Annotated in this window: 14 protein-coding genes and 2 tRNA genes; 15 read left to right on the top strand and 1 reads right to left on the bottom strand. The window is 70.9% G+C overall.

Annotated features, from left to right (window positions below; genetic code table 11):
* Positions 1-177: 177 nt before the first annotated feature.
* The 7 genes from ACZ4TV_RS30055 (at position 178) to ACZ4TV_RS30025 (ending at position 6,789) form a co-directional block, all read left to right on the top strand.
* Positions 178-1,173, top strand: coding sequence for a glycosyltransferase family 2 protein (locus tag ACZ4TV_RS30055; RefSeq protein WP_468138266.1), 996 nt, complete (start codon positions 178-180; stop codon positions 1,171-1,173).
* Positions 1,170-1,598 (top strand): GtrA family protein, encoded by a 429-nt coding sequence (locus ACZ4TV_RS30050; protein WP_468138264.1) that lies wholly within the window; start codon positions 1,170-1,172, stop codon positions 1,596-1,598. The genes ACZ4TV_RS30055 and ACZ4TV_RS30050 overlap by 4 nt, the downstream gene beginning before the upstream one ends.
* 76 nt (positions 1,599-1,674) lie before the next feature.
* Complete coding sequence (gene proB / locus ACZ4TV_RS30045) at positions 1,675-2,802, top strand: glutamate 5-kinase (RefSeq protein WP_468138262.1); 1,128 nt, start codon at positions 1,675-1,677, stop codon at positions 2,800-2,802.
* A gap of 34 nt (positions 2,803-2,836) precedes the next feature.
* Positions 2,837-3,298, top strand: coding sequence for a hypothetical protein (locus ACZ4TV_RS30040; protein ID WP_468138307.1), 462 nt, complete (start codon positions 2,837-2,839; stop codon positions 3,296-3,298).
* A gap of 368 nt (positions 3,299-3,666) precedes the next feature.
* A complete protein-coding gene (locus tag ACZ4TV_RS30035) occupies positions 3,667-4,944 on the top strand; it encodes a glutamate-5-semialdehyde dehydrogenase (protein ID WP_468138261.1) in 1,278 nt (425 codons plus the stop codon).
* A 77-nt stretch (positions 4,945-5,021) separates the two neighbouring features.
* Complete coding sequence (locus ACZ4TV_RS30030; protein ID WP_468138260.1) at positions 5,022-5,576, top strand: SCO2584 family spore wall biosynthesis protein; 555 nt, start codon at positions 5,022-5,024, stop codon at positions 5,574-5,576.
* A gap of 67 nt (positions 5,577-5,643) precedes the next feature.
* Positions 5,644-6,789, top strand: coding sequence for an SCO2583 family membrane protein (locus tag ACZ4TV_RS30025; protein ID WP_468138258.1), 1,146 nt, complete (start codon positions 5,644-5,646; stop codon positions 6,787-6,789).
* Here the strand turns inward: ACZ4TV_RS30025 and ACZ4TV_RS30020 are convergent.
* Complete coding sequence (locus ACZ4TV_RS30020; protein ID WP_468138257.1) at positions 6,773-7,855, bottom strand: M48 family metallopeptidase; 1,083 nt, start codon at positions 7,853-7,855, stop codon at positions 6,773-6,775. The two genes, ACZ4TV_RS30025 and ACZ4TV_RS30020, sit on opposite strands and share 17 nt — an antisense overlap.
* A gap of 140 nt (positions 7,856-7,995) precedes the next feature.
* Between ACZ4TV_RS30020 and ACZ4TV_RS30015 the strand changes: the two genes are divergently transcribed.
* The 8 genes from ACZ4TV_RS30015 (at position 7,996) to ACZ4TV_RS29980 (ending at position 12,534) form a co-directional block, all read left to right on the top strand.
* Entirely contained in the window at positions 7,996-8,166 is a 171-nt protein-coding gene (locus ACZ4TV_RS30015) for a hypothetical protein (protein ID WP_468138256.1), read from the top strand.
* Positions 8,167-8,211: 45 nt separating this feature from the next.
* On the top strand, positions 8,212-8,829 hold the full coding sequence (nadD, locus tag ACZ4TV_RS30010) for a nicotinate-nucleotide adenylyltransferase (protein ID WP_468138255.1): 618 nt from the start codon (positions 8,212-8,214) through the stop codon (positions 8,827-8,829).
* Positions 8,830-8,853: 24 nt separating this feature from the next.
* Positions 8,854-10,536 (top strand): LCP family protein, encoded by a 1,683-nt coding sequence (locus ACZ4TV_RS30005; protein WP_468138254.1) that lies wholly within the window; start codon positions 8,854-8,856, stop codon positions 10,534-10,536.
* 119 nt (positions 10,537-10,655) lie between these two features.
* Positions 10,656-11,102 carry a ribosome silencing factor gene (rsfS, locus tag ACZ4TV_RS30000; protein WP_468138253.1) on the top strand — a complete coding sequence of 149 codons (447 nt, stop codon included), beginning with the start codon at positions 10,656-10,658 and terminating at the stop codon, positions 11,100-11,102.
* On the top strand, positions 11,099-11,755 hold the full coding sequence (locus ACZ4TV_RS29995) for a histidine phosphatase family protein (RefSeq protein ID WP_468138306.1): 657 nt from the start codon (positions 11,099-11,101) through the stop codon (positions 11,753-11,755). Before rsfS ends, ACZ4TV_RS29995 begins: the two co-directional genes overlap by 4 nt.
* Positions 11,756-11,879: 124 nt before the next feature.
* Positions 11,880-11,952, top strand: a tRNA-Ala gene (locus ACZ4TV_RS29990).
* A 144-nt stretch (positions 11,953-12,096) separates the two neighbouring features.
* On the top strand, positions 12,097-12,330 hold the full coding sequence (locus ACZ4TV_RS29985; RefSeq protein WP_008738908.1) for a hypothetical protein: 234 nt from the start codon (positions 12,097-12,099) through the stop codon (positions 12,328-12,330).
* A gap of 131 nt (positions 12,331-12,461) precedes the next feature.
* Positions 12,462-12,534 (top strand) — tRNA-Ala (locus tag ACZ4TV_RS29980).
* Positions 12,535-12,621: the final 87 nt, after the last annotated feature.

Raw genomic sequence — 12,621 nt, 5'->3', positions numbered from 1 at the left:
CGTTTCGTTGCGTTTCGTTCAGCTCATTCCGCTTATCTCGTCAAAGCTACCGTGTGCCGCCCTCGGCTCCGGCAGCCCGACTACGGCCCCACCCTCGCCGTGCATACTTCTAAGGAAGAGGTGTGAGGCGGGTGCGGTCGGTGACAATCACCCGTTCGGACCCAGCAGGAAGTGTTCATGACGAAGCTGTCCGTAGTTGTTCCTTGCTACAACGAAGAAGCCGTCATCGACCGTTTCGACGGGGAGATCCGCAGGGTGCTGGACACCCTCCCCGTCGAGTACGAGGTCTGCTACGTCGACGACGGAAGTCGCGACGGCACCCTCGAAAAGCTCAGGAAGATCGCCGTGGAGCACGGCGAGCGGACCCGCTACGTGTCCTTCAGCCGCAACTTCGGCAAGGAGGCCGGCATGCTCGCCGGCCTGCGCGAGACCACGGGCGACGCCGTAGTGATCATGGACGCCGACCTCCAGCACCCGCCGGAGCTCATCGCGACCATGCTGGAGCACTACCGGCAGGGCCACGACCAGATCATCGCCCGGCGTACGCGCGAAGGCGACAAGAAGCTCCGCTCCGCGCTCAGCCGCCTCTACTACCGGGGCGTCAACCGCTGGGTCGACGTGGAACTCGCCGACGGCGTAGGCGACTTCCGCATGCTGTCGCGTCCGGCCGTGGACGCCCTGCTGTCGCTGCCCGAGTACAACCGCTTCTCCAAGGGCCTGTTCTCCTGGATCGGCTTCGACACCGTCCACTTCGACTACCGCAACGCGCGGCGCGAGGCCGGCGAGACGAAGTGGAAGTTCGGCTCCCTGCTGAACTACGGCATGGACGGCCTGATCTCCTTCAACAACCGGCCGCTGCGGACCGGGATCTGGTTCGGCGTGTCGCTGGTCGCCCTGACCGGCCTGTACGCGCTGTGGATCACGATCACGGCGATCACCAACGGCGTCGAGTCCCCGGGATACGTCACCCTCGTGGCGATCATCACCGGCCTCGGCGGCGTGCAGCTGATCATGATGGGCCTCATCGGCGAGTACATCGGCCGCATCTACTACGAGACCAAGCGCCGGCCGCACTTCCTGGTGAAGGAATCGCACGCCACGCGGCCGCTCCCGGGGACCGGCCGGACCACGCCGGTGACCGAGCCGACGATCGCGGAGCGCAGCACCCGATGACCCGCAAGGACCAGCTCGGCCAGGTCTTCCGCTTCGCCCTCGTGGGCGGCGTCAACACCGGCACCTTCTTCGGCATCTACCTCCTCCTGCACCCGTGGATGCCGTACTTCGCCGCCTACTCCCTCGCCTTCGTCCTGGCGATGGTCGGCTCGTTCTTCATGAACACCTACTTCACCTACCGGACCCGGCCGACCTGGAAGAAGTTCTTCCTCTTCCCGCTGACGAACGTCACGAACTACCTCATCCAGTCCGCCGGCCTCTACGCCCTGGTGGCCTGGGCCGGGATGGACACCCGCATCGCCCCCCTGGTCGCGGCGATCGCCGCCATCCCGTTCACCTTCCTGCTATCCCGCAAGATCCTCGTCCCGGGCGCCGCCCGGGCCGCGGAGCCGGAGCCCGCGCGGGACGGGCCGTCCAGGGTCTGAAACCCCCGGGCGGCCGCAGCTGCCCACCCCGTAGATTGAGGTGGCAGGCATTTCGGCAAGGGGCAAGGGGAAAGACGTGTCAGCGGCTAGGCAAGGTGTCGTGGACGCCCGCAGGATCGTGGTCAAGGTCGGCTCCTCCTCCCTGACCACCGCGGCCGGCGGACTCGACGCCGACCGGGTCGACGCGCTGGTCGACGTGCTGGCCAAGGCCCGCAGCGGCGGCGAGAAGGAGATCGTCCTCGTCTCCAGCGGGGCGATCGCCGCCGGACTCTCCCCGCTCGGCCTGCGCCGGCGTCCCAAGGACCTGGCCCGCCAGCAGGCCGCCGCCAGCGTCGGGCAGGGGCTGCTCGTCGCCCGGTACACCGCCTCCTTCGCCCGGTACGGGATCCGCGTCGGCCAGGTGCTGCTCACCACCGACGACACCAGCCGCCGCGCCCACTACCGCAACGCGTACCGCACCCTCGACCAGCTCCTCGCCATGGGCGCCCTCCCGGTCGTCAACGAGAACGACACCGTCGCCACGGACGAGATCCGCTTCGGTGACAACGACCGGCTGGCGGCCCTCGTCGCCCACCTCGTCCGCGCGGACCTCCTCGTCCTCCTCTCGGACGTGGACGGCCTCTACGACGGCGACCCGTCCCTTCCCGGCACCACCCGCATCGACGAGGTCCGCGGGCCCGAGGACATCGCGCACGTCTCCATCGGCAGCGCCGGCAAGGCGGGCGTGGGCACCGGCGGCATGGTCACCAAGGTCGAGGCGGCGCGGATCGCGGCCGCCGCCGGCATCCCGGTGGTCCTGACCTCCGCGAGCCAGGCCGCGGACGCCCTGGCCGGACGGGGGACCGGTACGCACTTCCACGCCACGGGGCGCCGCTCGGCGGACCGGCTGCTCTGGCTCCAGCACGCGTCGACCCCGCAGGGCCACCTGGTCCTGGACGACGGCGCCGTCCGAGCGGTCACCCAGCGAGGCAGCTCGCTGCTGCCCGCCGGCATCGCGGCGGTCGAGGGCGACTTCGTCGCGGGGGACCCGGTGGAGCTGCGCTCCGCGGACGGCCGCGCCGTGGCCAGGGGCCTGGTCAACTTCGACGCCAAGGAGCTCCCGCAGCTCCTCGGCCGCTCCACGCGCGAGCTCGCGCGGGAACTCGGACCCGCGTACGAGCGGGAGGTCGTCCACCGTGACGATCTGGTCCTGCTGCAGGGCTGAGGTTCGGTAAAACCGCAGCGCGCGGGCCCGGGGACTGGTCAACTGTGAGGGGCGGGCGCACACGCGTAGCGGAGACAGGAGGCGGCTGGTGAGACGAGCGCTGACCAGCGTCGGTACGGGGGACGGCAGCGGTGGCGGGGACGGGCAGGATCACGCCTCGCGCCTGTGGCACGTGACCCTGAGCGTCTCCGGCAAGCCGGCCCCGTTGTCGGAGGTCCGGCGCGCACTGGAGCAACTGGCCCACGACCACCCCTTCCTGCTCACCAGCCGGTACGCCGACGACCACGCGGAGATCCGCTACTGGGAGGAGGCCCGCGACCTCCACGACGCGGCGGCCGTCGCCCTGCGCCTGTGGGGCGAACACCGCTCCTCGGCGCAGCTCCCGCCCTGGGAGATCGTCGGCCTGGAGGTCATCGACCGCGCCACCTACCACCTCCGCGTGGCGGAAGGCTACGGCCCCCCTCCCGCCCACCCGGTAGGCGTGCACCCCTATTGAACGCAGCCCTCTTGAACGCAGCCCTCGCACCGCTCGGCCCTGGCGGGCCTCCCGGGCTTCGGCCCGCTGCGCCGGACTCCGTCCGTCGACGGCGAAGCCCCAGGCCCCTTCGGGCCGTCGGGCTGATCCAGCCCCGCCCGGCGCTGATCCAGCCCCGCCGGCGCTGATCCAGCCCCGCCGGCGCTGATCCAGCCCCGCCGGCGTTTGAGGCGCGGGGTCCGGGGCGGAGCCCCAGGTCCTCCAGCCCGTCCGGCGTTTGAGGACCGGGTCCGGGCCGGACGGCGGGGAGCCGCAGCGCACCGGTGGTCACCGTCTCGCGGGGTGAAACCCCATCGGCGGGCACCCGCCCGGGTACTACCCTGGGCGGCATGACCTCGCTCGATGCCGCCACCTCGCCCGTCCTCGCCACCGCGCAGCGGTCCCGCACGGCCGCCGCCACCCTCGCCCCCCTCCCGCGGTCCGCCAAGGACACCGCCCTGCTGGCGATCGCGGACGCGCTGGAGGCCCGTACGGCCGAGATCATCGCGGCCAACGCCGTGGACACGGACAAGGCCCGCGCCGCCGGCACCAGCGAGACCGTCATCGACCGCCTCACCCTGACCCCCGAGCGCGTCGCCGCCATCGCCTCCGACGTACGCGACGTCGCCGCCCTCCCCGACCCCGTCGGCGAGGTCGTCCGCGGCAGCACCCTCCCCAACGGCATCGACCTCCGGCAGATCCGCGTCCCGCTCGGCGTCGTCGGCATCATCTACGAGGCCCGCCCCAACGTCACCGTCGACGCCGCCGCCCTCTGCCTCAAGTCCGGCAACGCGGTCCTCCTGCGCGGCAGCTCCTCCGCCTACTCCTCCAACACCGCGCTCGTCGCGATCCTCCGCGACGCCGTCGAGAGCGCCGGCCTGCCCGCCGACGCGATCCAGCTCGTCCCCGGCGAGTCCCGCGAGTCCGTCCGCGAGCTGATGCGCGCCCGCGGCCTCGTCGACGTGCTCATCCCGCGCGGCGGGGCCTCCCTCATCAAGACCGTGGTCGAGGAGTCCATCGTCCCGGTCATCGAGACCGGTACCGGCAACTGCCACGTCTACGTCGACGCCCAGGCCGACCTGGACATGGCCGTGGACATCCTCATCAACTCCAAGGCCCAGCGGCCCTCCGTCTGCAACGCCGCCGAGACCCTCCTCGTCCACCGCGACGTCGCCGACGCCTTCCTGCCGCGTGCCCTCGACGCGCTCGCCGACGCCGGCGTCACCGTGCACGGCGACGCCCGTGTCCTCGCCGCCGCCGAAGGCACCAAGGTCACCGCCCTGCCCGCCACCGACGAGGACTGGGCCGCCGAGTACCTCTCCTACGACATCGCCGCCGGCGTCGTGGACTCCCTCGACGACGCCGTCACCCACATCCGCCGCTGGACCTCCGGCCACACCGAGGCGATCGTGACCACCTCGCAGGCCGCCGCGCGCCGGTTCACCCAGCTGGTCGACTCGACCACGGTGGCCGTGAATGCATCCACTCGGTTCACCGACGGTGGGCAGTTCGGCTTCGGCGCCGAGATCGGCATCTCCACCCAGAAGCTGCACGCCCGGGGCCCCATGGGCCTTCCCGAGCTCACCTCCACCAAGTACATCGTCACCGGCGACGGTCACGTTCGGTAGTCGCCGCCTGAACACCGTGTGGCCGGAATTCGGCGCACACCCTGCCCAAAGACGCCCCCCAGGTCTAGGCTGGTCCCGTGCCGGACGACGTGGGGGGCAAGCCGTTCCCGGACGACGGGGAGCCCGACGACGACCGCGGAGGCGCGGATCAGGACTTCGCCTCCGTGGTGTTCGACGAGGCCTTCGTCCGGAACGCCGAGATCCATGAACCGAGCGCCGCAGAGCGCCAGCGGGCGGCCGACCGAGCGCGCGCGGAAGCGGAAGCCGCTCGCGCCGTAGCCGGCGGCTGGACGGGCGACGACGACTACGACGGCTACGGGTACGGCCGCTCCGACGGGTACGACGGCGACGACCACGGCTGGGACCACGACCGGGGCCACGGCCACCCCGACGGTCCGTACGGGGCCTACGGCGGCAGCCTGCGCCCCTACCGCGGCCGCTCACCGTGGCTGCGCCCAGTCGCCTGGGTGCTCGCCTTCGTGATGGGCCTCGGCATGGTCGCGCTCGCCTTCAGCGCCGTCTACCGCTCCGCCGCGGGCGGAGCGGACCCCGCCCCGGCGCCCACCAGCACCCCCCGGCGCGAAGTCACCGGCGTCGGCGCGTTTACGTACCCCTCCGTCCGCCAACCCTGAAGGTACGACCCCATTCGCACACACTGGAGCTGGGGGCTTCTCTGAAGCGGGGACAGCGGGAGAAGCGATGGCCGTGCCAGGAGATCCACCCAACGGCACCCCCGACGGTATCGGCGGGGGCGATGACGAGTTCCGGTCGGACGAGTACCGATCGGTGGTGTTCGACGAGGACTTCGTCCGGGCTGCCCGGCTCCAGGAGTACTCCGCGCAGGAACGCATGGGCGAACACGCCCGGGCCGTACGCAGCCGCTCCATCTGGTCGGGCGGCGGCCCCGCGTCCCGGACCAGTACCCCCGGCCGGGGCGCCCGGCAGGGCATGCTGCTCGTGCTGCTCATCGCCACGGCCTTCGCCGCCTCCGTCTACATGGGGCTGCGCAATCCCTACGTCCCCCCGCCCGGCGGCCCCGCCCAGACACTCAGCAGCACCGTCGTCCCGCTCGCGCCGACCGCCGCCGTGCCCGGCGGGCGACCCGTCGACCTGTACGCGAACAGCCCCGCCGCCGACTACCGGGTCGGGGCGGCCGGGATCACCATGCCCGCCGTGCGCCGCACGCACCACTTCACCGACGTCCAGGTCGTCACCGCGCTGTCCATCGCCAAGGACTACCTGGTGCAGTCCTCGCTGGACCCCGACATCCTGGCCGGAGCCGCATCCCGGCCGGTGCGCGTCCTGCTCGACCCGGACCAGCTGGCGCAGTTCGACCGCAGCATGACCTCGCCCGCCGGCGACGGCCGGCACGCGGCCACCGGCTGGCTGGTCCGCTTCGACCCGGCCACCGCCGTCGTGGCCGACTCCCGGGTCCGGGTGAGCGGAATCCTCGCCTTCGAGGAAGTGGCCCCCGACGTGCTGGAGGTGACCGCCGACCACACCTTCGTCTACGCCGTACGGCCGGCCACCGGAGCCCCTGCATCGGCCGACGGGGCCTCGCTCTTCACCGTCCGGCGTGAGCTGCGGCTGCGCTTCGACCGGGAGGACCTGGCCGCCCGGCGGCTGGAGCTGGCCTCGGCCCATGTGCTGGCCGGGCCGCAGGACTGCTCCGCCGACCCGGCCGGGGGCTTCCGCCCGCTCCTGGCCGGAGCCGGCCCGACCACGGTGGGCCCGGCCGCGAGCGACCCGTACGCCAGCGGCCAGCCGCGGCGCTCGGCCGGGCTGTGCGGCGTACTGGCGCCGCCCGCGACCCCGCAGGCCACTGAGCTCAGCCCTGCTCCGTAGCCCCGCCCTTGCCGCCGGAGCCGGTCCCGGTGGTCCCGGTGGTCCCGGTGCCGGTGAACCTGTCGCGGAGCTTGCCGCCCAGATCGCCCGCGCCGCCCGCGATGTCGCCCACCAGCTTCATCAGCGGATCCTTGCTGGTGCGCACCGAGTCGGCGTAGTGCGCGGCGGACTGCCGGAAGGAGTCGGTCACCGAGGTGTCCTTGTCCTCCTCCCGCTTCGGGTAGTGGCCGTCCATGATCCGCTGGAAGTCGCGGCTCTCCGACCACTTCTTCAGCTCGGCCGCCCGCACCGTGGTGAAGGGGTGCGTCCGGGGCAGCATGTTCATGATCTTCAGCACGGAGTCCCGCAGGTCACCGCTCGCCTCGTACTCCTCGGCCTGGGCCAGGAAGGCGTCCACGTTCATCTCGTGGAGGTGGTTGCCGCCCGCGATCTTCATCAGGCCGCGCATCGAGGCGTGCACGTCCTGCCCCACCAGCAGCCCGGCCCGGTCCGCCGAGAGCTCCGACTTGCGGAACCACTCCCGCAGCGCGGTCACGATCGCCATGATCGCCACATTACCCAGCGGGATCCACGCCACCTTCAGCGCCAGATTCGTCAGGAACAGCAGGATCGTGCGGTACACGGCGTGCCCCGACAGCGCGTGGCCCGCCTCATGGCCCACCACCGCCCGCATCTCCTCCTCGTCGAGCAGCTCGACGAGGCTCGTGGTCACCACGATGATCGGCTCGTCCAGCCCGATGCACATGGCGTTGGGCTTCGGGTCCTGCTGCACGTACATCTGCGGGACCTTCTCCAGGTCCAGGATGTGACAGGCGTCGCGGAGCATGGCGTACAGGTGCGGGAACTGCGTCTCGCCCACCCGCACCGAGTCCGACAGGAACAGCAGCCGCAGGCTCCGCTCCGGAAGCAGCCCGCTCAGGGCCTTGAACACCGTGTCGAAGCCGCTCAGCTTGCGCAGCGCCACCAGCGCGGAGCGGTCCGCCGGGTGCTCGTACGCCCGTGAGGAAATACCGGGGAACCTCCTGCGGTCCCGCGCCGGTGCCTTTTCGAACCCTGTCTCCGTCATAGCGCCCTCCCCTGGATCGACCTGCTTGACCGTGCGTCTATCCTCTCCAACGCCTGAGTCGGCGCGAGCGTGCCCCAGGCCCCCGCATACGATGTGAGCGAAGTCTCCGCCCGCTCCCCGACTCGATAGGTACCTGCCTGATGAGCCTCTCCTCCACCGCCCACAACCTGATCGTCCTCGCCTCGGAGGGGGCCGGCCAGCAGCACGGCGGCGAACACGACAGCCTCAACCCGTACCTCACCGGCGGTGGCGCGTTCGTCATCCTGATGCTGATGCTCTGGATCACCACCCGCCTGAACCGCGACCGCTAGACCGCCTGGTCCGCCGGGCCCACCGGGCCAGTAGGCTCTGCGCTCATGGGAGAGCAGGAGATGCCTACCGGTCCGGTCAAGCGCCGGCTCGGCGTGATGGGCGGGACATTCGACCCGATCCACCACGGACACCTGGTGGCCGCCAGTGAGGTGGCCGCCCTTTTCCACCTCGACGAGGTGGTCTTCGTGCCGACCGGCGAGCCGTGGCAGAAGTCGCAGCGGGCCGTCTCGCCCGCCGAGGACCGCTACCTCATGACGGTCATCGCCACGGCCTCGAACCCCCAGTTCTCGGTGAGCCGCATCGACATCGACCGCGGCGGACCGACGTACACGATCGACACCCTGCGGGACCTGAAGGCGCTGAACGATGACGCCGACCTCTTCTTCATCACCGGCGCCGACGCCCTCGCACAGATCCTGACCTGGCGAAACGCCGAAGAGCTCTTCTCCCTCGCCCACTTCATCGGAGTGACCCGACCGGGGCACATACTCACCGACGACGGGCTGCCCGAGGGCGGTGTCTCCCTGGTCGAGGTGCCGGCGCTGGCGATCTCGTCCACGGACTGCCGTGAGCGGGTCGCGGCAGGGGATCCTGTCTGGTACTTGGTGCCGGACGGCGTGGTGCGCTACATCGACAAGCGTGAGCTGTACCGGGGAGCCTGAGCTTCCGGAGAGAGGGGCCCCGCGGTGAACGACCGACAGGATCCGTACGACCCGTATGCCGCCCACGAGCAGCAGCTCATCGGCTACGACGCGTACGGGCGGCCGGTGTACGGCCAGGTGCCCGCGCAGCCCGCTCCGCCCGCCCCGCAGGCGCCGTACGAGCAGCAGCAGTACGGCTACGACCACCAGGGCTACGGCCAGCAGCAGCCGCAGCAGTACTATCCGCCGCAGCCGGCCGCCCCGGAGTACGGGCAGCAGGAGTACACGCAGGCGCCCGCCTACGGGTACGACACCCAGCAGACCCAGCAGTGGATCCCGCAGCAGGCCGCCCCGCAGCAGGAGGCCCCGCAGCAGGCCGCCCCCGAGCCCCAGGCCCCCGCAGGGCGACCGGCCGCCCAGGTCCCCGGACCGCGCCGGCCCGACGGCGAGTCCGAGGCGGGCCGCGACTACCGCACCGAGATGTTCGCGTTCATCGACCAGCCGGACGAGGACTCCGAGGACGTCATCGACTGGCTGAAGTTCACCGAGAGCCGGACCGAACGGCGCGAGGAGGCCCGCCGCCGCGGTCGCAACCGGGTCGTCGCCCTGATCGTCGTCCTCGCCCTGTTCGTCGTCGCCGGCCTCGGCTACCTCTGGTACGCGGGCAAGCTGCCGTTCCTCGACGGCCCCGGCGAGAAGAAGCCCGCTCGGACCGCCGACGCCGGGGCGCAGAAGCGCGACATGATCGTCGTCCACCTGCACAACACCAAGAAGGGTGGCACCTCCTCGGCGCTGCTCGTCGACAACGTCACCACCAAGCAGGGCGCCACCGTCCTGCTCCCGAACTCCCTCGGCGTCACCCACCAGGACGGGACCCCGACGGCGCTCGGCAAGGCGGTGGAGGAGGGCAGCCTCGGCACCCGCGAGGCCCTCGACTCCGTGCTCGGCACCCACATCGGCGGCACCTGGCGCCTGGACACCCCCTTCCTGGAGAACCTGGTCGAGCTGGTCGGCGGCATCGAGGTCGACACCGACACCGCGGTCCCGGCCGACGAGGCGGCCAAGGCCCCCGCCGTGGCCCAGGGCCAGAAGCAGAGCCTGAGCGGCCCGATGGCCGTCGCGTACGCCACGTACCGCGGCCAGGGAGAACCGGAGGCCAAGCAGCTGGAGCGCGTGGGCAAGGTGCTCCACGCGGTCCTGCGCAAGGTGCCGAGCGACCCGAAGGCGGCGGCCGTGACGGTCGAGAGCATCGGGCAGATCCTCGATCCCGCCCTGAACGCGCAGACCCTCGGAGCCCTGCTGGCCCGGCTCGGCGAGCACGCCAAGGTGGGCGCGTACCGCACCGACGTCCTCGCCGTGAAGGCGGACGGCACGCTCACGGACGACGCCAACAAGAAGGTCGTCAAGGAGGTGCTGGGCGGCTCCGTGACCCAGGCGCAGCCCGGCGCGGCCCCGCGCGTCGGACTCAAGGACGCCACCGGCGACGACAAGACGCAGGTCGCGGCGAAGGCGGCCCTCATGAACGGCGGCTACACCTTCGTGGACGGCGGCAAGGCCGACAAGACGGCGGCCGCCTCGCAGATCACCTACCAGGACGACGCGCAGCGGGACCGCGCGATCGAGGTCGCCAAGACGCTGGGGCTGCCCGAGACGGCCGTGAAGAAGGCCGAGAACGCCGTGAACGCCGAGGTCGTGGTGATCCTCGGCAAGGACTACAAGGCGTCCTGACCGGGCTCCGGCCCAGTCCCGGGGAGTGCCTTCGCCCGCGCGGGACGTTCCGCGCGGGCGGTGTCGGCGGTACATGAGACCCTTGTAAGGATCTGCCCGCCAACCCGAAAGCATGGCCAGTGACCGCCACGGACCGCTCCATCGAGCTCATCACCACCGCTGCCCAGGCCGCGGCCGACCGGCTCGCGCACGACATCATCGCGTACGACGTCAGCGACGTGCTGTCGATCACCGACGCCTTCCTGCTCGCCTCGGCGCCCAACGACCGTCAGGTCAAGTCGATCGTCGACGAGATCGAGGAGCGCCTGCTCAAGGAGCTCGGCGCCAAGCCGGTGCGCCGCGAGGGCGACCGCGACGCCCGCTGGATCCTGCTCGACTACATCGACATCGTCGTCCACGTCCAGCACAGCGAGGAGCGGGTCTTCTACGCGCTGGAGCGCCTGTGGAAGGACTGCCCCGAGATCGAGCTCCCCGAGGACGCCAAGCTCACCATCGGCAAGGCCGAGGAGCACGCCAAGCTGCGCGAGGCGGCCGGGGACGAGGAGCTGGACGGTGATCTGTTCTGAGCGCGACCATCTCGGGCAGGACCGGTAGGAAGATCGTCCTCTGGCGGCACGGCCAGACCTCGTGGAACCTCGAGCGGCGCTTCCAGGGCTCCACGGACATCGAGCTGACCGAGACGGGTGTGGCGCAGGCGCGCCGCTCCGCGCGGCTGCTCGCCTCTCTCAAGCCGGACGCCATCGTGGCCTCCGACCTTCGGCGGGCCTCCGCCACGGCGGCCGAGCTGGCCGCCGTCACGGGCCTGCCCGTGGCGCAGAGCCCGGCGCTGCGCGAGACGTACGCCGGCGAGTGGCAGGGCCTAACGCACGACGAGATCCTGGAGAAGTACGGCGAGCAGTACGCGGCGTGGAAGCGCGGCGAGCCGGTCCGCCGTGGCGGCGGTGAGCTGGAGACCGAGGTCGCCGACCGCGCCGCGCCGGTGGTGCTGGAACACGCCGACCGGCTGCCGCGCAACGGCACGCTCGTCGTGGTCAGCCACGGCGGCACCATCCGTACGACGATCGGGCGCCTGCTGGGCCTGGAGTCGTACTACTGGGAGGGTCTGGGCGGGCTCTCCAACTGCTGCTGGTCCGTCCTCGGCGAGGGCGCGCGCGGCTGGCGTCTGATGGAGCACAACGCCGGCACGCTGCCGGAACCGGTGCTCGGCGACGACGACTGAGCGGCTTCCCGCCGCTCCCTGCCGGGGCTGCCACCCGGATTTCACTTTCCGGCTGGTCACAGGCTAGAGTTCTTCTTGTTCGCAGCGCGGAACACCGGAGACCGGGGGGAGCGCGGCGGAGAGCGGGGCTATAGCTCAGTTGGTAGAGCGCCTGCATGGCATGCAGGAGGTCAGGAGTTCAATTCTCCTTAGCTCCACAATCAGGATCCCGTCCCCAATAGGGGGCGGGATCCTTGTTTTTGTACCCTTTGCGTTTGCTGACCTGGCCCGCACCGGCATGGCAGAATCGGACCGCCGGAGGGGTGAGACGACGGCCCGACGCGGGAGGGAGTCGCTGACGGATGGGTGCACACCGGCGCCGGTGCGACTGGTGCAACAACGGCACGCCGATTGTGCGGGACATGGACCCGGTCAACCCCGACTACCAGTACTGGTGCGAGGAATGCGCGCGGGCGCTGATCATAAAAGGCGACCCGATCGAGACGTACCGCGAGCTGGAGGGGGAGCCGATCTACGGCCGGCTGCTCGACGAGCACTGCACGCTCAAGCGGTTCTATCAGTTCGCGAGAGCGTGACAAGTTGGATCAAATCGGACATGGCCCGTGGTCGGCGGAAACCGATTTTTGGACCAGGGCCATGACCGTGTAATGTTTGGGACGTCGCCAAGGGGAACCGGCAAGGGAAACCGAAGCGGCAAGCGGAACAAGGGGCTATAGCTCAGTTGGTAGAGCGCCTGCATGGCATGCAGGAGGTCAGGAGTTCAATTCTCCTTAGCTCCACAGTGAAGAAGCGGGGCACCCCGATCGGGTGGTCCGCTTCTCTTTCTTCCCCCCCCCTCTGCGCCCCCCTCCCTTCCCTTCCCCTGC

It is taken from the genome of Streptomyces sp. NPDC028910, assembly GCF_055564955.1.
This window is presented reverse-complemented; position numbering and strand designations above follow the sequence as displayed.

Bases quoted from the DNA above. Each gene is read 5' to 3' on its own strand.
- ACZ4TV_RS29985 (WP_008738908.1), top strand. From the start codon at position 12,097: ATGGGTGCACACCGGCGCCGGTGCGACTGGTGCAACAACGGCACGCCG.
- ACZ4TV_RS30035 (WP_468138261.1), top strand. From the start codon at position 3,667: ATGACCTCGCTCGATGCCGCCACCTCGCCCGTCCTCGCCACCGCGCAG.
- nadD (WP_468138255.1), top strand. From the start codon at position 8,212: ATGGGAGAGCAGGAGATGCCTACCGGTCCGGTCAAGCGCCGGCTCGGC.
- ACZ4TV_RS30025 (WP_468138258.1), top strand. From the start codon at position 5,644: ATGGCCGTGCCAGGAGATCCACCCAACGGCACCCCCGACGGTATCGGC.
- ACZ4TV_RS30055 (WP_468138266.1), top strand. From the start codon at position 178: ATGACGAAGCTGTCCGTAGTTGTTCCTTGCTACAACGAAGAAGCCGTC.
- ACZ4TV_RS30050 (WP_468138264.1), top strand. From the start codon at position 1,170: ATGACCCGCAAGGACCAGCTCGGCCAGGTCTTCCGCTTCGCCCTCGTG.
- ACZ4TV_RS30020 (WP_468138257.1), bottom strand. From the start codon at position 7,855: ATGACGGAGACAGGGTTCGAAAAGGCACCGGCGCGGGACCGCAGGAGG.
- ACZ4TV_RS30015 (WP_468138256.1), top strand. From the start codon at position 7,996: ATGAGCCTCTCCTCCACCGCCCACAACCTGATCGTCCTCGCCTCGGAG.